This is a genomic window from Allobacillus salarius, assembly GCF_007559425.1.
Classification (GTDB): domain Bacteria; phylum Bacillota; class Bacilli; order Bacillales; family Alkalibacillaceae; genus Allobacillus; species Allobacillus salarius.
Map to the genome: position 1 here is coordinate 1 of NZ_VMHE01000013.1, position 19,327 is coordinate 19,327.

The window sequence follows — 19,327 nt, forward strand, 5'->3', positions numbered from 1 at the left end:
AACACAGAAGTTAAGCTCTCTAGCGCCGATGGTAGTTGGGGTTTTTCCCCTGCAAGAGTAGGACGTTGCCGGGCAATATACATAGTAAGTCACTTCTTGATCATCTTAATAGGTGATTAGCTAAAATATAATTGGATTTATATTTTATTTTTTTGTATAATTAATAGCTAGGAAGCAAGTGCAAATTTTTATTCGTTTACTACATTCCAGCGTAGCGAACCGTAAACATCCTGAAGAATCTTCTGAGTAGGTTTGCGAGGAGTGGACACACGACGAGCACTGAGCATATTAAGCGAAGCGTGCACCACACGAGATTTCATTACTACATTCCAGCGTAGCTCAGTGGTAGAGCAGTTGGCTGTTAACCAATTGGTCGCAGGTTCGAATCCTGCCGCTGGAGCCATTGCTTCCTTAGCTCAGTCGGTAGAGCGCATCCATGGTAAGGATGAGGTCGCCGGTTCAAGTCCGGCAGGAAGCTTTTATGTAGCACATGGCCCGTTGGTCAAGTGGTTAAGACACCGCCCTTTCACGGCGGTAACACGGGTTCGAATCCCGTACGGGTCATATTTATTGGAGGATTAGCTCAGCTGGGAGAGCACCTGCCTTACAAGCAGGGGGTCGCAGGTTCAAGTCCTGCATCCTCCACCATATATGCCGGCCTAGCTCAACTGGTAGAGCAACTGACTTGTAATCAGTAGGTTGGGGGTTCAAGTCCTCTGGCCGGCACCATTTAAAGCGGAGGGGTAGCGAAGTGGCTAAACGCGGCGGACTGTAAATCCGCTCCCTCAGGGTTCGGGAGTTCGAATCTCTCCCCCTCCATTTTATTGGGCTATAGCCAAGCGGTAAGGCAACGGGTTTTGGTCCCGTCATTCCCAGGTTCGAATCCTGGTAGCCCAGTGCATTTAATGAAAAGTGCTATTCAGTCAAGGTTCAGACTGAATAGCACTTTTTTATGTGTGTGATTCTAAGGTTTGTAGTAAACCATATTGAGTAGTATTAATTGTTTTTTTGAATAAATATTCACCAATTTGTCCAGTTGAACCAAAAGAATAATATGTTTAAAATGATTGCAGCAAGAGGAGGCAAACTCAAATGAAAAACGTTGGAATTTTAGGTGTACCAATTACGATAGGACAACCGAATAAAGGTGTCGATCTCGGTCCTGATGCCATTCGGCATGCGGGTTTGTATACAGTGTTACAAAACTTGAAAGCGGTTTACCAAGACTACGGTAACGTACAGATTGAAAACAAAGAGTCCCAAACTACAGATCACGTTTCAAATTTGAAAAATCTAGATGAGATTGCATCTGCTAATGAACTGGCGGCTAATAAGGTTTCAGAAATTATCGAAGACGGTCAGTTTCCACTCATATTAGGTGGGGACCACAGTATGGCAATCGGAACAATTGCTGGAGTGCAGAAGCATTATAATAATCTTGGTGTTATTTGGTATGATGCACATGCTGATTTTAATACGGAGGAAACTTCACCTTCAGGAAATATCCATGGCATGTCACTTGCTGTTAATTTAGGTATGGGACATGAAAAGTTGACTTCAATTTTACAAAACAACCCAAAGATTAAACCTGAAAATGTAATTATTATTGGTGCTCGTTCAATCGATTCTGGTGAAAGAGAATTGATTAAAGAAAAAGGAATTAAAGTGTACACAGCACATGAAGTTGAACAACAAGGGATTGAATCAATTATAAAGGAAACCTTGAATGACTTATCGACTCGTACAGACGGAATTCATTTGAGCTTCGATGTCGACTCGTTGGATCCAATTTATGTTCCTGGAACTGGGACACCGGTTGAAGGTGGCTTATCAATAAGAGAATCACATTATGCATTAAGATTGTTGAATGAATCTGAGAAAATCGTTTCAGCGGAATTCGTTGAAGTGAATCCGTTATTGGACGTTAAAAACCAAACGGCTGAGCGAACGGTTGAACTGATTGGTTCGTTATTAGGTGAAAGATATATATAATAAACTTTAAGTTAAGGACTACCTGAGTTTGAGCAGGTAGTTCTTTTATTATTCGATGTATTCACAACGCAGTCGGTAGCATGTAAACTTAAATAAGCACATATTTTAAAGTAACTGAAACTTAAATGATCAGGTAAACGTATTACTATTATCTAGCCAAAGTGGCGAACAGAGGTTATGTTTATGGAAAATGAAATCAATCAAATCGTCAAACAGGTGAAAAAGGGGAATAAGGACGCATTTGGGATTATTATCGATACGTATGAAAAGCGGATTTATCAACATTGTTACCGCTTATTAGGTAGCTTTCATGAGGCTGAGGAAGTAACCCAAGAAGCTTTCGTTAAAGCTTATACAAAAATCCATACATTTAAAAATAAGCAAAGCTTTGCACCGTGGATTTATCGAATTGCGACGAACACTGCAGTTGATTGGATGCGAAAGAAAAAGCCGCTATACATACTAGATCAACCAATGGCTGTAGGCGAGAACATAACATATTTAGATCACATAGAAAATACATCAGAAACACCGCAAGAGACCGTTGAACAGAAAGAAAATCAGGACGAGATGCAGCAATACTTATTACAGTTACCAAGCAAGTACCGCGTTGTACTTGTATTGCGTTATATGGATGAATTTTCGTTAAAAGAAATCTCAGAAACGCTTGATTTACCTACAGGAACAATTAAAACTCATTTACACCGGGGAAGAGAAGCACTACGAAAGTTAATGCATGGACAATCGAAAGGAGGTCAGTGACGAGATGGCTTGTACACATGGATATCAAGAAAAAATCCATCAATATATCGATCAAGAAATGAGCTACAATGAGGAGCTCTCATTGAAAAACCATTTAATGAATTGTGATTTTTGTTTACAACATTTTCGAGAATTGAAAGATGTTGAAAAACAACTAAAAAACTCACCTGCCGTCTCGCAGCCTTCAACATTCAAACAAGACATTATTGACCGTCTGCCGATAGAATCGAAATCAACGAAATTTGTCAAAACGATAAAAGAGCACCCTTTGATTACAGCCTGTGCCGTGTTTTTGGTTATGTTAATGACATCGGCTTTCATTGAGTTCCAATCAGATCAAGATGTATATGTATCAAGCTATGAAGGAATTCAGGTAGAAGGAAATAGAGTGATTGTGCCAGAAGGTAAAGTAATCCATGGCGATTTGACGATTGAAAATGCAATCGTTGAAATTAAAGGGCATGTCAATGGAAATGTGACACTTGTAAATAGTGAGCTTGCTCAGGCTAACAATAATATCAGTGGGGAAATCGTACAAGTGAATCGTTTTTTGAAATGGGCAGCGATCCGTTTTTCGCGGCAAGTCTCTGATTTCTTTCAGCAGTTCAGCTATCAATGAAACACATAGTAAATATACTCAAACGTCCTTTTTCTTATTTGAAGAAATTGGACGTTTTCATATTTATTCTAACGGAAAATGTAAATGAGGGATATAGTTATGCTATAATAAAGGGTACATTTGAGAGAACGGTAAACTGATATTGATGAAGGAAGTGTGGGCATGAGCTGGGAAGAATTTAACCTCCTCGATATTTTGCGAATCGTTGTGGACATTGCCCTCGTTTGGTTTGTTATCTATAAATTATTTTCCGTGATTCGTGGAACGAAAGCGGTTCAATTATTACAAGGGATATTCGTCATATTAGCCATTTGGTTGTTGAGTTCATTTTTCGAACTCCAAACCGTACAATGGTTAGTCTACCAAGCGATTGATTGGGGTTTCTTAGCAGTCATTATTTTATTTCAGCCAGAAATCCGGCGAGCTTTGGAACAATTGGGAAGAGGAAGTTTGTTTTCTCGATATTCGCAATCCGAGGAAAAAAAGATTCAAGATTCAATTGAAGCAATTATTAAATCCTGTAATTATATGAGTAAAAGACGAATTGGCGCATTAATGTCTATTGAGCGTGAGACGGGCTTGAATGATTATATTGAAACGGGAATTCCAGTAGGCGGTAAGCTGACGAGTGAACTGCTGACCAATATTTTTATTCCCAATGCACCGTTACATGATGGAGCTGTCGTTATTCGAAATGATGAAATCGTCGCCGCTGCATGTTATTTACCATTAAGTGAAAGTCCATTCATTTCTAAAGAATTAGGTACGAGGCATAGAGCGGCAATGGGGATAAGTGAAGTGACCGACGCCTTAACGATTATTGTATCTGAAGAGACAGGTCATATTTCTTGCTCAAAAAATGGCGAGCTTCACCGCCAATTGGATGAAGAAAAATTACGTAAGATTCTTGTGAAAGAGCTGAATGTGTTGGAAAACTCCTCAACATCCAAGTCGTGGAACTGGAGGGGGAAATCAAATGGATAAATGGTTGAAAAGCCCATGGTTTACAAGAGTTGTTTCACTGTTTTTAGCCATCTTGTTATACGTTACTGTAGCGATTGATGAAGCGAATTCACAAACGCCAAGTAACACGCTTTTACCTTCTTCTTCAACCGATGTGACAACAATCAATGATATCCCATTGCAAGTATCAATGGATGACGAGCGATACGTTGTACGGGGTGTCCCTGAAACGGTTGATATTTCAATAGAAGGTCCGAAAAGTGTCGTCATGCAAACAGCGAGACAGCGAGACTTTGATGTTTATATTGATTTGAATGAATATGAAGCAGGTGTACATAATGTCGACCTGCAGCATAATGGGTTGTCGAATCAGTTAACTGTTTACCTCGAACCAGAAACTGTAGAGGTCATTTTAGAAGAACGAGCAACGGAGACCTTTCCATTGGAAAAAGAATATATCGGTCAAGGAGACGCTGATATAACAGAAGTGTTTGCCGAAGAGCCGACAATTGATCCGAAGGAAGTCGAGGTTACGGGGTCAAAATCGGAAATAGATAAAATCGCAACTGTACGAGCGTTAATTAACTTTAATGAGCTAGAGACGGAAGGTGAAGTGACGAACATTCCGATTCGTGTCTACGATAATCAAGGTAATGAACTGAATGTATTTGTGACACCGTCAAATGCATCCGTCAAAGCAGATGTATCCGTGCGTGACCGCCGTTATCCAATCCAATATGAAAAAGTCGGAGAATTGGATGATAGCCTCGTGCTAGAGTCAATTAATATTCAGCCAATTTCAGCAACGCTGCATGCAAAAGAAGAACGATTAGATCAAATAAGCGCATTGGAGCCATTGGAAATAAATTTATCTGAGATTACCGAATCGACTACGATTGAAATGGATGTTCCTAGACCATCCGATACGACGAAAATTGAGCCGGAAACTGTTGAAGTTGAAATTAACGTATCTGAAGCACAAGAAAAAGTATTTGAAGAGATGGAAATTGAAATTGAAGAAGCACCAGAAGATGCAACAATTACATTTGTTGATCGCGATGAGCCAGTTATTGATATAACAGCGATTGGTACGAAAGAAGACTTGGAAAAATTAGAGCGAAAAGATGTACGAGCTTGGATCAACGTCAGTGAGTATGTCGAAGGCGAAGTATTTGCAGAAATAAAGGTAGAAGGACCTGAAAACATTCGTCTACGCACTGAAGAAGAAAGAATACGTATACAAATCGAACAATAGTTCAGATGAAGGAGTGAACAATATGGGAAAGTATTTTGGTACGGATGGAGTTAGAGGAGTAGCAAACAAAGATTTAACACCAGAACTGGCCTTTAAGTTAGGTCGTTATGGCGCTCATATATTAACAAAGGATGCGACAGAAAAACCGCGTATTTTAGTAGGGAAAGATACACGAATTTCAGGTGAAATGCTTGAGAGTGCACTGATTGCTGGAATCCTGTCAGCAGGTGTAGACGTCATGCGCTTAGGTGTCATCTCTACACCAGGAGTTGCTTATTTAACAAAAGCTTCTGGAGCGCAAGCTGGGGTTATGATCTCTGCATCGCATAACCCAGTTGAAGACAATGGAATTAAGTTCTTTGGAGCAAGCGGATATAAATTAAGTGATGAAAACGAAGAGGCTATTGAACAATTAATTGACGGAGAGGACGAGCTTGAACGTCCAGTTGCTGGTGACGTCGGTCAAATTATTGATTATTTTGAAGGCGCCCAGAAATATATCCAGCATTTGAAGGATACAGTTGATGTTGATTTTGATGGTATCAAAGTAGTACTAGACTGTGCGCACGGTGCTACTTCATGGATTGCCTCCCACTTATTCGGCGATCTTGAAGCGGATATCCAATCGATCGGTGCAGCACCTAATGGTTTGAACATTAATGATGGATATGGTTCAACGAGTCCTGAAAACTTACAGAAAGCCGTACTTGATCAAGGTGCAGATATCGGACTTGCTTTTGACGGTGATGGTGACCGGTTGATTGCTGTCGATGAAAAAGGAAATATTATTGATGGTGACCGTATTATGTACATTTGCGGGAAACATATGAAAGAAAAAGGTCAATTGAAAAACGACACGGTTGTAACGACAATTATGAGTAATATTGGGCTATACCGTGCATTTGATGAAGTCGGCATTACATCGGATAAAACAGCTGTCGGCGACCGCTATGTCATGGAAGAAATGGTGAAACAAGGCCATAACTTTGGTGGGGAACAATCCGGACACCTTATCTTCCTAGACCATAATACGACTGGTGATGGCATGCTATCAGGACTACAATTGATCAATGTCATGGTCGAAAAAGAGAAATCACTATCCGAGTTGGCTAGTGAAATTGAAATTTTTCCACAGGTTTTGAAAAACGTTCGCGTATTGGACAAAAACGAAGTACTGACGAGTAACGTCATTCAAGAAGAGATTGATCGCGTTGAAGAAGAGCTTGGCGATAAAGGCCGAGTACTTGTCCGCCCTTCTGGCACTGAGCCTGTCGTTCGTGTGATGGCAGAAGCACCAACGAAAGAAGAGTGTGAAAAAGCAGTCGATCAAGTTGTCGAGGTAATCGAGAAAACGTTTGGCCTGAAATAACATAGGTTATAAGAGAGTGTAGAGTTAAAAACTCTATACTCTTTTTTAACTTTCTGTTGACGAATCGGTTGAATGTCTTTAAACTGATAACGTTACACTTATTTGGAAAAAGCAAGGAGGATAGAAGAAACAGTTATATGTAAAGCGCCTGGACTATTTTCTGTACGGTAAAGAAGATAGTTGACGAGGAGGAGGTTAATCGATGTCTTCGGCGGATGCCTCCCGGTTGCCCATCTCAACTGCTATGTTTGTGGTTAAAACATGAAGGTGACTTCATGTACAAAGCTGCAAACCAGATGGACATAACAAACACGAGAAAGGGGCAAACGAATGCCCCGCATAAAAGGATATTTGTTTGCCTCTTTCCATTGGAGGTAAATAGTATGTGCGGAATTGTTGGATATATCGGGGAAAATGATGCAAAAGGAATTTTATTGAATGGCTTAGAAAAACTTGAATATCGGGGGTATGATTCAGCTGGTATTGCTGTTCAATCGACTAACGATCTCAAGCTTTTCAAAGTTAAAGGCCGTATCGCTACGTTACGTGAAGCGGTTGATGAAAACACAGAAGCTACAGTGGGAATTGGACACACACGTTGGGCGACTCATGGCCAACCGAATGAAACAAATGCTCACCCACATATGAGCCAGTCAGGACGTTATACTCTCGTTCATAATGGGGTAATTGAAAACTATCACGAATTGAAAAACGAATATTTAACTGATGTTGAATTTGTCAGTGAAACAGATACAGAAGTCATCGTTCAACTAGTGGACCAGTTTGCCAAAGAAACAGGTTCAACGATGAATGCTTTTCGGAAAACAATTGACTTATTGGAAGGCTCTTACGCCATTGCATTATTGGATCAACAAGATGAGGAAACGATTTTTGTCGCTAAAAATAAAAGCCCACTTCTCGTAGGTAGAGGGGAAGGATTCAATGTTGTTTCCAGTGACTCAATGGCGATGCTTCAAGTGACAGATCGATTTGTCGAGTTGATGGATGAAGAGATTGTCCTTGTTCAAAAAGACCAAGTGACGATTCAACAACTTGATGGTACAGAAGTGGCACGAGAATCATTCGAAGTTGACATGAATATAGATGATATCGAAAAAGGAACGTATCCACATTTCATGCTAAAGGAAATTGACGAACAACCTTTTGTCATGCGGAAAATCATCCAAGAATATCAGAATGAGTCCGATCAAATTAAACTGGATGAAGGTGTCCGAGATGCGATGAAGGATTGCGATCGTGTCTATATTATCGCAGCAGGAACAAGCTACCATGCTGGATTGATTGGTAAGGAATTACTTGAAACAGTAGCTGAAGTGCCAACAGAGGTTCATATTGCCAGTGAATTTTCATATAACATGCCATTGCTGTCTAAAAAACCATTGTTTATTTTTATCTCACAAAGCGGAGAAACAGCTGATCTACGTGCTGTATTAGTGGAAATTAAGAAAATGGGACACCCATCGATTACGATAACGAATGTTCCAGGATCTACCCTTTCTCGTGAAGCAACACACACACTACACTTGCACGCAGGCCCTGAGATTGCTGTAGCTTCTACAAAAGCTTATACAGCTCAATTAGCTGTTTTAACGATTCTTGCGGTAGATACAGCGCAAGCAAAAGATTTGGAGTTAGACTTCGATCCATTAAAAGAATTAGCTATAGTCGGAAATGCGATGGAAGCCCTATGCGACCAAAAAGATCGGTTCGAAAAAATTGCGTATCAATACTTGTACACAACACGGAACTGTTTTTTTATCGGCCGCGGAATGGACTATCACGTAGCCCTTGAAGGAGCATTAAAGCTAAAAGAAATCTCTTATATCCAAGCAGAAGGATTTGCTGGAGGAGAACTGAAACATGGTACCATCGCTTTAATCGAAGAAGGCACACCAGTCATCGCATTATCTACCCAAGAACATGTGAACAACTTGATTCGCAGCAATGTTCAGGAAGTAGAAGCACGTGGTGCGAATGTGTGCATGGTGACGAGAGAAGGATTAGAACGACCAGAAGACGATGTCATCATTCAAGATGTTCATCCGTTGCTTGCCCCACTCGTTAGCGTCTTGCCACTTCAGTTAATGGCTTATTATGCAGCATTGCATCGAGATTGTGATGTTGATAAACCGAGGAATTTGGCCAAGAGCGTGACGGTGGAATAGTTAAATAGGGAAGGATAAGCGAGTTCTGTCCCCCACGTAGCCTTCTTACAAACTCTAAGGAAGTTTTACAAGGAAGGGAAAGTGGAGGCAGGTGTAAATCGGAATTTATGTAATACTCCAATCAGAATCGGGAGCGTACCATTGGTATGTCTTCTCGGTTCTTTTTTTATGGAGAATACTGAATTTGTGTGTGGTTTATTATTTAAACTTCTTTGAATAGATAAACTCTGTAATCGGAATTGTAACGAAAGTAAGACCTACCACGATGACTAGTGGATAATTATTAATCTCGTTGAAACTGCCTGTTCCTTCAGAGATAAATAGTATTAATCCAGATAGGATCATTAAAACATAGTAACCGATTTTGGCACTTTGAGTTTCAATATGCCGATCCAATTCATCCTTCTCACCACCACCTTCGTGGTCACCCCAGTTCAACCAGTTAAAAAAATAGCTTAAAGCCAAAAAACTGAAGAATATACCGGCTGAATCGATTGTTCCATAATTTAGCCATTTATATATGGTTGTTCCTCCTATGGTCAGAAAAACAACAAAGGCCAGAATAGCAATTATCTTTTTAGTTTTATCCACGTCTCTTTCCCCCATTATGTGAGTTAAATAAATCCTCCATGGCTACATCTAACGTCTTTGCGATATCAAATGCTAATTGTAAACTTGGGTCATATTTATCATTTTCGATGGCGTTAATCGTTTGCCTACTTACATTACATAGTTCCGCCAATTTACCCTGTGAAAGACTGTTTTTTTCTCTATACTCTCTAATCTTATTCTCCAATTCTGTTGCCTCCACATTTACAAGGTGTAAAGAACCTTTTACAGGTTACATAGTAATACAAAGGAAAGAGGGTGTCAAACAAGTTTTACACATAAAACTATAAATTACTTCAATACTAAAATAACCATCATAGTGAATCCAACCAATACCAAAGGTAATGCACAAATAGGCTCTTAAAAACAGGTGCAAAATTTTATAAAAATAAGTTACCCTTATATAGGTGATGTTTTTTAAAGAGGTGAGCTAGCATTAATTGGAGTAGAAAGTTCTTACAAAATGAGAACGCTTTTTTGTAATCTATGAATCTATCGCTACATAATTGAATGAAGGGGTGTCTAAATGTTCAACGGAGAGGAACAAACGATTTTAGCTGTAACTGTTTTCGTTTACTTTACTATTTTATTTGCATTGGCCTTATACATGAGTCGAAAAACGAAAACATATGAAGACTATAACGTTGCAGGAAGATCAGTCGGTTTATTCCCGATTATGCTAACGTTTATTGGAACAGGCGTTGGTGGGTCAACCTTACTAGGTTATATGGCGAATGGTTACAGTTTAGGGATGGGGGAGCAGTGGATCAATATCACGATGCTATTTTCCATCATTATTTTCGCATCATTTTTGCTGAAGCGGGTTAGACGTCTAGGTGAAGTACATAACATGGTCACATTGGGTGATTATACAGCTTTACGTTATGGCGAGAAGGCTCGGATTCCAACGGTGATTAGTGTCTTGTTTTCTTATTGTGCAATGACAGGTATGCAGTTTGTGGCGATTGCGACTATTTTGAACTTGAGACAGCGAGGAATGGTTATTGGATTTCAATGATTGTTGCAATTTCATTGGCTGCACTCGTTGTAGCGATTGGTGTCTTTAGCCGTTTCGGCCTAGGTATAGAAAATGTTGATCCAGCACTTATTTATTATGGTGTTGTCGGCGAGTTATTTCCATTCCCACTTGTCGTCGTCATGATTGTTGTATTATTGGCGACGGTCATATCAAGCGCGGATTCCTTTTTTATTGCGGGCTCGTCCTCAATAGCGAATGATTTGATCAGACCGAACGTAAAACACTTTGATAACAAAAAAATGTTAGCCTACAGTAAGATTTCTGTTTTGATCGTGTCTGTCATCGCGCTTGTCGCTGCTTTGACAATCCCAGGATTAGTGAATCTGATGGTAACGGGGACAGCGATGTCCGTTTCAGGATTGTTAGCACCGGTCCTTTTTGGTTTGTTTTGGAAAAGAGTAACGAAGATTGCAGGAATCACATCCATATGGGGAGGTCTTATTGCTGCAGTCATCTGGCAGGTACTAGGACATCCTTTCGGTTTGCACCCAGTATTTATTGGTTTGCCTTTATCTATAGCACTATTGTTGGTCGTTACGTTTTTGACGTATAACGAGCAGAATGAGTCGGCATTGAAGATGAAAGTAAAATAATCAGATAAGGAAGGTATTGAGGGAGCTGTCCTAGCTTCCTCTTTTTTGATTTTATACTCATTAATTATCAGAATGTTGTGTTATTATTGATTTATACTTAGGTGAAAACATTAGAAATTCTGTTGGAGAGGGACGGAAAAATGCCAATTGAAACAGTGTATATTGACAAGGTCTTTCACAAAATGACCAAGTCAAAAGATGTGCATGAAGGTATATTGATGGTTGAGGAGTCGAAAGATAATCAATCACATTTTCTCGTGTACGGTGGGAAAGGGATGGATTCTCAGATTATTTTGGCGAGTATCACCAAGCTTTTCACAACGGCTTGTATTTTGAAATTGAATGAGCAAGGGAAACTATCTTTGAATGATCGGTTAACCAAGTACTTTAATCAAGAAGTGCTTCAAGGACTCCACACGTATAAAGGGCAAGATCATACACCAAATCTAACAATAGCTCATTTGTTATTTCAAACAAGTGGATTGCCGGATGCCTATGAAGAAAAAAGCGTTAATCTAAAAAAACAAGTGATTCATAAAGACTTTTATTTGAGTTTCGATGAATTGCTTGCGACAACAAAACAAATGAAACCACACTTTTTACCTGAACCAGTGGGGAAGGCTTATTATGCAGATATCAATTTTGATTTGCTCGGTAGAATAATTGAGAAAGTATGTCAGTCCTCTTTAGAAGAAGCCTTTAAACGGTTGGTATATGACCCATTAAACCTCAAGCAAACTTATATTCCACAAAAAGAAAGTGATTCAATTCCCCCCATCTATTTTAAACAAACAAAACTTCACCGCCCTAATTACGTAATGAGTTGTGGCGCGAGTGGTGGTGTAGTGAGCACAACACGCGAATTGATGGAATTTATTAAGGCTTTTTTTCAAGGAAGGTTATTTGACAAAGAAGTATTCCAACAACTTTCGTCTTACAATAAACTCCAAGCTTCAATGTATCCCATTCAATATGGCGGTGGCTATATGAGAGTCCCCTTGGAAGGATTACCAACACTCTTCAAAGGCAAAGGGGAATTATTGGGCCATTCAGGCTCAACTGGTTCATTCGCTTTTTATTATCCAGAAAAAGAAATCTATATCGTTGGCGACCTCAATCAATCTTCAAACCCAGCATTACCTATCCGTATGGCGATGCGCGTTGCGATATCAGTTTAGGAATTTTTGACCTAGTTTATATTAAATATATGCTTATTTAACTCTGTCGTTTAACATTTATTTCAAATGTAAAAGTTTTGAAGAGATTTAACAAAAACATAGAGATGAAAGATCTAGGGCTGGCTTTCCAACGAAAGTCAGTTTTATTTTTATAGAAAGTTGAAGCCATTTGAAACTTTTGTATGAAAACTTAAGTCTAATAGATAAAGATATAAAAAGTTGTATAAAAATGTCTTTTTATAGTAAAAAACTATTATAAATGAGCAAAATTATCTGTTATTATAATAGTACTACGTATTTAACTTATACAAAATCTATAACAAAAGAGGGGTTCAAATGGCTAAATTTCATGGATATTTACATAATTATCCTTCAGTCGACGATCAGAAGACAGAAGACGAACTTCATTACAGAGATGATTCGGTTTTTCTAGGGTATGTACAGATGTCGGGTGATGCAACTTCAACAGAGAGAATCTATGAAAATGAAAGCTATTGCATCGTGTTTACTGGAGCAATTTATAATAAGGAAGAACTTCGAAGCGAGCTTGAAGAGAATGGTTATTCTTTTTCGACCACTTCGACAACAGAAGTGCTATTGGCCTTATATAAAGAACATGAAGAAAAAATGCTTACGAAGCTACGTGGCATGTTTAGTCTATTGATTTGGGATAAGGAAGAAAAGAAGTTATTCGGCGCACGTGATCCGTTTGGGATTAAGCCGTTTTTTTATACAGAAGATGAAGCGGGTTTATCAGTCGCAGGAGAGGTGAAGTACCTTGTCGATGGCGGGCCTCGCGAGTTGAATGAAGAAGGACTTCATCATTACTTAACTTACCAGTATGTACCTGAGCCTCAAGTGATGGAGCAAGGAATCAAGCGACTTGAGCCGGGTCACTACTTTACAAAGAAACCGAATGAACCAATGCATATAGCAACTTACTGGAAGCCAAACTTCGAGCCAAATGAGCAATCAACTGGTGCACCATTAAAAGAAATAAGAGATGTCGTGAGAGATTCCGTCCACGCTCATTTACAGACAGAGCGAAAAATCGGTGCGTTTTTGTCAGGGGGAGTTGACTCAAGTGCAGTGGTCGCACTAGCAAAAGAGATTCATCCAGAAATACAGACATTTACAGTTGGATTTGAACGTGAAGGCTATAGTGAAATTGATATTGCGAAGGAAACAGCAGCACAATTAGGTGTCGATAATCATCATTATATTGTTGAAATCGATGAGTTTATTTCAGAGCTTCCAAAGATCATTAAAGAGATGGAGACACCAGTGGCCGACCCAGCTGCCATTCCATTGTATTTTATTTCTAGAGAAGCGAAAAAACATGTGGACGTAATCCTCTCCGGTGAGGGTGCAGATGAATTATTTGGTGGATACAACATTTATCGTGAACCGAGTTCGCTCAGGATGTTCCAATACGTACCTAAATCCATGCATGCAACATTGAATCAGTTGGCAAATAAGTTGCCGGAAGGTACAAAAGGTAAAAGCTTCATCGACCGGGGAACGACACCGTTAGAAGACCGTTTTATAGGAAATGCTAAACTCTTTAATGAATTAGAAAAGTCGATGCTTCTAACGAACTATCGTGCGGAATATGACCACCGAAATATTACAGCACCTTTATATGAAGAGGTCACTCATTATCCAGATGTTCAAAAAATGCAGTATATCGACTTGCATACGTGGGTTCGCGGCGACATTCTGGTGAAAGCTAACCGAATGACTGCGGCCCATGGACTAGAAATCCGGTCGCCTTATATGGACTTAGAAGTGTTTAACGTTGCTTCTAAATTAACACCAGAGCAATGTGTAACAAAGGAAACAACCAAGTATGCGATGCGCGAAGCACTCCGTGGAATTGTCCCTGATTCTGTGCTTTACAACCGTAAGTTAGGATTCCCTGTTCCACTTCGCTACTGGTTAAAGAATGAACTATATGATTGGGCGAAACAGCTTATTGAAGAAAGTGAAGTTGATCATTTATTTAACAAAGACTACGCCCTAGACCTATTAGAGGCACACCGAGACGGTAAAATCGATTATTCAAGAAAAATTTGGGCAATATTAGTATTTGTTATATGGCATGAGCAAGCGATGGGATACGAAGAAAAAGAGGAAGAGTCTTTAAGTGAGATGCTGAGTTAGTTTCTTTACTGGACCGGGACAAGTGCCCGGTCTTTTTTGATGTTGATTCACATACTCTTTTTAAACTGATAAACAACGCTAAGTTGGAATCACCGCTTTTCTTTCCGTATAATGAAAATCAGCAATCACTGTCGTTAGTGAAAGGAAGCAATAGAAATGTCCAGTAAAGAAGAAATGGCAAAGTTAATACAAAATTATGAGCAGAAATTACGTTGTCCATTGTGCCATCAAGCAATTCATGTTGCTGATTCCAGTAAATTAGTCTGCAAAAATCACCATGCATTCGATCTTGCGAAACAAGGATATGTGAATTTATTGAATCAGCCTAGTGACAGTCAATACGATAAAAAACTTTTCACTTCAAGGCGTGAAATTATTACTCAAACAAACTTGTATCAATTGTTACATCAAAAACTTTCGGAGATTATAGCGAATCATTTAAAGGGGCGTAGTGGTCAAATTCTATTGGATGCGGGAAGTGGGGAAGGTTCGCATTTAGAACAGGTGACGGGGAAGCAAAAAGAAAGCTTGAATGCCGGTATCGGAATTGATATTTCCAAAGAAGGCGTCAAAATGGCTGCAGGAAAATATAAAAGTCAAATGTGGTTCGTTGCCGATTTGGCCAACTTGCCCCTTATTGATCAGTCGGTAGCTGTAATTATGAACATTCTTTCGCCTGCCAATTACCAGGAATTTAAACGCGTCTTAGAGGATGATGGTCTGGTGATTAAAGTCGTGCCACGTGCTGGGTACCTTGCAGAGCTTCGTGAAGTGTTAGGAAAAAAGAACGAACAAGCTTACGACAATGAAAAAATAACATCACTTTTCAAGGAACACTTTCATATAGTGGACGAAATATCCTTAACGGATCAAGTACTACTTTCTTCAGAAGAACGCGCCCATTTAGCACAAATGGCACCACTAGCATGGCATGCAGAGCAAGAGGAAATTGAACAATTTATTGAGCGCGGATCTGAAAAGGTTACTGTTGACTTGGATGTATTAATTGGGAAGCGAAAGCTAACTAAGTGAATAAACACAAAAAGAGATATGCAGTTGGGAGATTGCTCCTAGCTGTATTTTTTTCAGCAATTTTTAAGATGAGGAAATACTCTGCTTGCTGTAAAAGCAATGCTTCAACTGCTCAAACAATTAAGTTTTATCTCAAATGCAATTAAAACTGTGGTATTCTTATACTGAATTGTCTAAAAATTAAGCAGGAAGTAGGTCATAGAGTGGCTACTCTTTTTCAATTTGCTCTTTGGATTCATATCGTTGCGGGTTTTACAGCAATATTAATTTTGTGGATTCCTATTTTAACAAAGAAAGGAAACAAACTTCATCGAAAGTCAGGTTGGGTGTTTGTTTATTCGATGACCATTATCTCGTTGACAGCGATCTACATGGGATGTTTCCGCCTGTTTTGGATGCCATCTGTTGATGCCGGTACGCGCTCTTTCTCATGGTTTCTAATCTATATTGCGATCTTGAGTGGTGCATCCGTGTGGCACGGTTTGCGCGTATTAAAATTCAAGAGAAGAAGCAAGTCGCATTGTCAGGCAGTCGACTTATCATTCACACTTACATTATTGACTTCAAGTATTGGCATCATGGTTTATGGTTGGAATGTGGGGTTCCCGTTACTTCAATACTTTCCGTTGATCGGATTGTTTCTTGGTGGAGGACAATTCATTTATTGGATAACCGTGCCAAAAAGCCGATCTCATTGGGTTGTTGAACATATTAGTGGGATGCTCGCTAGCTCGATTGCAGCGATTACGGCTTTTGTCGTATTTGGTGCACCGCGGCTTCTCGAAGTGGATTCAGTGAACTTATTGATCTGGTTTCTTCCGACAATTGTTTTTACACCTATGATTATTTTCTTTTCGAGCTATTATGGTCGAAAGTTCGCCGGAAATTCATGAGTACCGACATCGTTCGGTGCTTATTTTTTTCGAACGAAACCATTACTGTTGAAGCTCAGAGAATTAATGTTGAAGAGGCGAATATTAATGTTGAAGGAATGTTAATGAATGTAGAAGCTTCACAAATTAATATTGAAGCCCCGTAGACTCCACCTTAAAAATATAAAAAAACTGCACTCCAAAAGGAATGCAGTTATATATACAATTCGACCATTCAAGAAGCCTACGAAATACAATGAACAGTATTTTTGGAAAGTGAACGAAAATCAATCACCGTTAAAAATCGTGTTCTTAACGACGACATAATCTGCTTCACGAATGGCGTCGAGTGTTTTACCGCCGGCATAGGAAATGGATGATTGTAAGTCTTGTTCCATTTCTGTCAACGTATCGGCAAGCTTACCTTTATATTCAACAAGCAGCTTCTTACCTTCAACGTTTTTCTTCTCGCCTTTCTGGAATTCTGAAGCGGAACCGAAGTATTCTTTATAGAGTTTTCCGTCGACTTCAACCGTTTTACCAGGAGACTCTTCATGACCAGCAAATATGGATCCAATCATGACCATGGATGCCCCGAAACGAATGGATTTAGCAATATCTCCGTACGTACGAATTCCACCATCTGCGATAATCGGCTTCGTTGCAGCTTCAGCACACCATTTAACCGCTGCTAGTTGCCAGCCGCCTGTGCCAAATCCTGTTTTCAGTTTCGTGATACATGCTTTACCTGGGCCGATTCCAACCTTTGTAGCATCTGCACCAGCTTCTTCTAAATCGCGAACAGCATCTGGCGTTCCAACATTTCCTGCAATAACGAAAGTCGAAGGCAAATGCTTTTTGATATGTTTGATCATATTGATGACCGCGTCTGAATGTCCATGAGCGATATCGATTGTAATATATTCAGGAATCAATTGCTCGGCTTTCAGTTGTTGGACAAAGTCATACTCTTCTTCTTTGACGCCAACACTGATGGAAGAGATCAATCCTTTTTTATGCATATCTTTAATAAAGGCCTGACGTGTTTCAGGTTCAAAACGGTGCATGACATAAAAATATTGGTTCTCCGCAAGGTAATTTGCAATTTTTTCATCCATTGTCGTCTGCATGTTGGCAGGAACAACAGGTAGCTTGAACGTATGCTCCCCTAATTTGACGGATGTGTCACATTCCGAACGGCTACTGACAACGCATCGTTTTGGAATCAATTGAATATCTTCATAATCAAATACGTTATTCATCTTAATTCTCCTTTAAAAGCGAACGTTTTTTTTAATTTTAATTAATTTGTTCGCCCATAGGTAATTTACTTGATATTGAAAAGAAAGTCAATAGCGAAGTTTTGGGTCAATGAATAACTTGGATTTGTACATATAAAAAACCATGCAGCACATTCACCTGCATGGTTAATTGTTAAGCCGTTTGTTGTTTTCGCGGATCAGGTACAAATAGGAGAATGACGAAACCGATAATAAATAAAATGATTAAGCTGAATACGCCGAAAGATGAATTGCCTGTCAGTTGAGACATTGCACCTACGAGGATGGGTCCTGAGACAGCGGCGAATCGTCCAAATACATTGTAGAATCCAAAAAAGGAATTCGACTTTTCTTTTGGTACCATTTGAGCAAAAAAAGACCGGCTTAGCGCCTGAATCCCGCCTTGAGCAGAAGCTACAAGCATCGCTAATATCCAAAAATCAACGACTGTATAAAGGAAAACCGCATAAACACAAACAATGATATAAATGATGATGCCAACATATATCATTTGTTTTGCGCCGTATTTACGGGCGAGACGACCGAATAGCAAGGCAAAAGGAGCAGCAACGATCTGAACGGCGAGTAAGGCGATAATTAAATCCGTTGCACCTAAACCGACATCTGTTCCATATGCCGTTGACATTGATATAATCGTTCCGACGCCATCGATATAGAAGAAGTAAGCGATTAAGAAAAGCAAGATCCCTTTATGCTGTTTAATTTCCAGAAATGTTTTCTTCAGTTCTTTAAAGCTGTTAGCCACAATGCGTGGCTTGCGTTCAATCCAATGCTTTTGCTGAACATTTTTCAATAACGGGATGGTGAATAAGATCCACCAAATCGCGGTGATCAAAAATGCAATTTTACTTGCTGTACCAACGGAAAGTGGGATCACTCCCATTTGACTCAAAATGATGATCGAAATGGAAAGGATGAACGGAACGACACTGCCGATGTATCCGAGAGCAAAGCCTTTGGCAGATAGATCGTCCATATGCTCGCGTTCCGTGACGTCCACCAAATACGCATCATAAAATAAATTTGCTCCACGTGCACCGATTGCTGAGAGCGTATAAATAAACAAAAGAAGTAACCATTGGTCATTTGGTACAAGCACGAGTCCGATTGTTGATAGTGAACCGAGTAAAAAGAAGAAAGAGAAGAACTTTCGTCTCATGTTTTTAAAATCCGCAAAAGAACCGAGAATAGGTCCTAGCATCGCTAGAATAAAGGTCGCAATCGATATCGTATAGCCTAAATAGGCCGTTGAGTTAGCGGTACTTATGCCTGCTTCGGTTGCAACTGATTTATAATAGATCGGAAAAATAGCCGTTGTAATGACGACAAAGTAGGCTGAATTCGCTATGTCATATTTCATCCAGCTTTTTTCTGCTTTCGTGTACTTCCTCAAT

The 19,327-nt window shown here is 39.6% G+C and carries 17 protein-coding genes and 7 tRNA genes; 20 read left to right on the plus strand and 4 right to left on the minus strand.

Annotation, left to right across the window (positions count from 1 at the left end):
- The first annotated feature begins 328 nt into the window (after positions 1 to 328).
- The 14 genes from FPQ13_RS08230 to glmS all read left to right on the plus strand — a co-directional run bounded on the left by FPQ13_RS08230 (position 329) and on the right by glmS (position 9,146).
- A tRNA-Asn gene (locus FPQ13_RS08230) sits at positions 329 to 403 on the plus strand.
- 2 nt (positions 404 to 405) lie between these two features.
- Positions 406 to 478 (plus strand) — tRNA-Thr (locus tag FPQ13_RS08235).
- A 14-nt stretch (positions 479 to 492) separates the two neighbouring features.
- Positions 493 to 564, plus strand: a tRNA-Glu gene (locus FPQ13_RS08240).
- Positions 565 to 572: 8 nt separating this feature from the next.
- A tRNA-Val gene (locus FPQ13_RS08245) sits at positions 573 to 648 on the plus strand.
- A gap of 5 nt (positions 649 to 653) precedes the next feature.
- Positions 654 to 729 (plus strand) — tRNA-Thr (locus FPQ13_RS08250).
- Positions 730 to 737: 8 nt separating this feature from the next.
- Positions 738 to 819, plus strand: a tRNA-Tyr gene (locus tag FPQ13_RS08255).
- A gap of 6 nt (positions 820 to 825) precedes the next feature.
- A tRNA-Gln gene (locus FPQ13_RS08260) sits at positions 826 to 897 on the plus strand.
- A gap of 195 nt (positions 898 to 1,092) precedes the next feature.
- Positions 1,093 to 1,992 carry an arginase gene (rocF, locus tag FPQ13_RS08265; protein ID WP_144088870.1) on the plus strand — a complete coding sequence of 300 codons (900 nt, stop codon included), beginning with the start codon at positions 1,093 to 1,095 and terminating at the stop codon, positions 1,990 to 1,992.
- A 183-nt stretch (positions 1,993 to 2,175) separates the two neighbouring features.
- Entirely contained in the window at positions 2,176 to 2,754 is a 579-nt protein-coding gene (gene sigW / locus FPQ13_RS08270; RefSeq protein WP_144088871.1) for an RNA polymerase sigma factor SigW, read from the plus strand.
- Positions 2,755 to 2,758: 4 nt separating this feature from the next.
- The gene (locus FPQ13_RS08275) at positions 2,759 to 3,373 is read left to right on the plus strand and encodes a hypothetical protein (RefSeq protein ID WP_186279609.1); all 615 of its coding nucleotides are present in this window, start codon (positions 2,759 to 2,761) and stop codon (positions 3,371 to 3,373) included.
- A gap of 162 nt (positions 3,374 to 3,535) precedes the next feature.
- Positions 3,536 to 4,357, plus strand: coding sequence for a diadenylate cyclase CdaA (cdaA, locus tag FPQ13_RS08280; protein WP_144088873.1), 822 nt, complete (start codon positions 3,536 to 3,538; stop codon positions 4,355 to 4,357).
- Positions 4,350 to 5,591: a CdaR family protein gene (locus tag FPQ13_RS08285; protein ID WP_186279610.1), complete on the plus strand. Its 1,242-nt coding sequence runs from the start codon at positions 4,350 to 4,352 to the stop codon at positions 5,589 to 5,591. Before cdaA ends, FPQ13_RS08285 begins: the two co-directional genes overlap by 8 nt.
- 22 nt (positions 5,592 to 5,613) lie before the next feature.
- A complete protein-coding gene (gene glmM, locus FPQ13_RS08290; protein ID WP_144088875.1) occupies positions 5,614 to 6,960 on the plus strand; it encodes a phosphoglucosamine mutase in 1,347 nt (448 codons plus the stop codon).
- Positions 6,961 to 7,343: 383 nt separating this feature from the next.
- Positions 7,344 to 9,146, plus strand: a complete 1,803-nt coding sequence (glmS, locus tag FPQ13_RS08295) for a glutamine--fructose-6-phosphate transaminase (isomerizing) (RefSeq protein WP_144088876.1) — start codon at positions 7,344 to 7,346, stop codon at positions 9,144 to 9,146.
- A gap of 198 nt (positions 9,147 to 9,344) precedes the next feature.
- Here glmS and FPQ13_RS08300 read toward each other — a convergent pair whose 3' ends face one another.
- Together FPQ13_RS08300 and FPQ13_RS08305 are read right to left on the minus strand one after the other, a co-directional pair.
- Positions 9,345 to 9,737 (minus strand): DUF2178 domain-containing protein, encoded by a 393-nt coding sequence (locus FPQ13_RS08300; RefSeq protein WP_222103150.1) that lies wholly within the window; start codon positions 9,735 to 9,737, stop codon positions 9,345 to 9,347.
- Complete coding sequence (locus tag FPQ13_RS08305) at positions 9,730 to 9,942, minus strand: helix-turn-helix transcriptional regulator (RefSeq protein ID WP_144088878.1); 213 nt, start codon at positions 9,940 to 9,942, stop codon at positions 9,730 to 9,732. Before FPQ13_RS08305 ends, FPQ13_RS08300 begins: the two co-directional genes overlap by 8 nt.
- Before the next feature lie 339 nt (positions 9,943 to 10,281).
- Here FPQ13_RS08305 and FPQ13_RS13745 point away from each other — a divergent pair, with 339 nt between their 5' ends.
- The 6 genes from FPQ13_RS13745 to FPQ13_RS08330 all read left to right on the plus strand — a co-directional run bounded on the left by FPQ13_RS13745 (position 10,282) and on the right by FPQ13_RS08330 (position 16,653).
- Entirely contained in the window at positions 10,282 to 10,773 is a 492-nt protein-coding gene (locus FPQ13_RS13745; RefSeq protein WP_246065431.1) for a sodium:solute symporter family transporter, read from the plus strand.
- Positions 10,770 to 11,387 (plus strand): sodium:solute symporter family transporter, encoded by a 618-nt coding sequence (locus FPQ13_RS13750; RefSeq protein WP_246065433.1) that lies wholly within the window; start codon positions 10,770 to 10,772, stop codon positions 11,385 to 11,387. The genes FPQ13_RS13745 and FPQ13_RS13750 overlap by 4 nt, the downstream gene beginning before the upstream one ends.
- 140 nt (positions 11,388 to 11,527) lie before the next feature.
- Complete coding sequence (locus FPQ13_RS08315) at positions 11,528 to 12,565, plus strand: serine hydrolase domain-containing protein (protein WP_144088879.1); 1,038 nt, start codon at positions 11,528 to 11,530, stop codon at positions 12,563 to 12,565.
- A gap of 336 nt (positions 12,566 to 12,901) precedes the next feature.
- Positions 12,902 to 14,728, plus strand: a complete 1,827-nt coding sequence (gene asnB / locus FPQ13_RS08320; protein WP_144088880.1) for an asparagine synthase (glutamine-hydrolyzing) — start codon at positions 12,902 to 12,904, stop codon at positions 14,726 to 14,728.
- A gap of 156 nt (positions 14,729 to 14,884) precedes the next feature.
- Positions 14,885 to 15,760 carry a putative RNA methyltransferase gene (locus tag FPQ13_RS08325; RefSeq protein ID WP_144088881.1) on the plus strand — a complete coding sequence of 292 codons (876 nt, stop codon included), beginning with the start codon at positions 14,885 to 14,887 and terminating at the stop codon, positions 15,758 to 15,760.
- 203 nt (positions 15,761 to 15,963) lie between these two features.
- A complete protein-coding gene (locus FPQ13_RS08330) occupies positions 15,964 to 16,653 on the plus strand; it encodes a DUF2306 domain-containing protein (protein ID WP_144088882.1) in 690 nt (229 codons plus the stop codon).
- A gap of 266 nt (positions 16,654 to 16,919) precedes the next feature.
- Here the strand turns inward: FPQ13_RS08330 and guaC are convergent, their stop codons facing one another.
- Together guaC and FPQ13_RS08340 are read right to left on the minus strand one after the other, a co-directional pair.
- Complete coding sequence (gene guaC, locus FPQ13_RS08335) at positions 16,920 to 17,894, minus strand: GMP reductase (RefSeq protein ID WP_144088883.1); 975 nt, start codon at positions 17,892 to 17,894, stop codon at positions 16,920 to 16,922.
- Positions 17,895 to 18,066: 172 nt separating this feature from the next.
- On the minus strand, positions 18,067 to 19,326 hold the full coding sequence (locus FPQ13_RS08340; RefSeq protein ID WP_144088884.1) for an MFS transporter: 1,260 nt from the start codon (positions 19,324 to 19,326) through the stop codon (positions 18,067 to 18,069).
- Position 19,327: the final 1 nt, after the last annotated feature.

What these genes read in the sequence shown, in the direction of transcription:
- sigW (WP_144088871.1), top strand. Translation starts at nt 2,176, where the DNA reads ATGGAAAATGAAATCAATCAAATCGTCAAACAGGTGAAAAAGGGGAAT.
- guaC (WP_144088883.1), bottom strand. Translation starts at nt 17,894, where the DNA reads ATGAATAACGTATTTGATTATGAAGATATTCAATTGATTCCAAAACGA.
- FPQ13_RS08325 (WP_144088881.1), top strand. Translation starts at nt 14,885, where the DNA reads ATGTCCAGTAAAGAAGAAATGGCAAAGTTAATACAAAATTATGAGCAG.
- rocF (WP_144088870.1), top strand. Translation starts at nt 1,093, where the DNA reads ATGAAAAACGTTGGAATTTTAGGTGTACCAATTACGATAGGACAACCG.
- asnB (WP_144088880.1), top strand. Translation starts at nt 12,902, where the DNA reads ATGGCTAAATTTCATGGATATTTACATAATTATCCTTCAGTCGACGAT.
- cdaA (WP_144088873.1), top strand. Translation starts at nt 3,536, where the DNA reads ATGAGCTGGGAAGAATTTAACCTCCTCGATATTTTGCGAATCGTTGTG.
- FPQ13_RS08285 (WP_186279610.1), top strand. Translation starts at nt 4,350, where the DNA reads ATGGATAAATGGTTGAAAAGCCCATGGTTTACAAGAGTTGTTTCACTG.
- glmM (WP_144088875.1), top strand. Translation starts at nt 5,614, where the DNA reads ATGGGAAAGTATTTTGGTACGGATGGAGTTAGAGGAGTAGCAAACAAA.
- FPQ13_RS13750 (WP_246065433.1), top strand. Translation starts at nt 10,770, where the DNA reads ATGATTGTTGCAATTTCATTGGCTGCACTCGTTGTAGCGATTGGTGTC.
- FPQ13_RS08315 (WP_144088879.1), top strand. Translation starts at nt 11,528, where the DNA reads ATGCCAATTGAAACAGTGTATATTGACAAGGTCTTTCACAAAATGACC.
- glmS (WP_144088876.1), top strand. Translation starts at nt 7,344, where the DNA reads ATGTGCGGAATTGTTGGATATATCGGGGAAAATGATGCAAAAGGAATT.
- FPQ13_RS13745 (WP_246065431.1), top strand. Translation starts at nt 10,282, where the DNA reads ATGTTCAACGGAGAGGAACAAACGATTTTAGCTGTAACTGTTTTCGTT.
- FPQ13_RS08275 (WP_186279609.1), top strand. Translation starts at nt 2,759, where the DNA reads ATGGCTTGTACACATGGATATCAAGAAAAAATCCATCAATATATCGAT.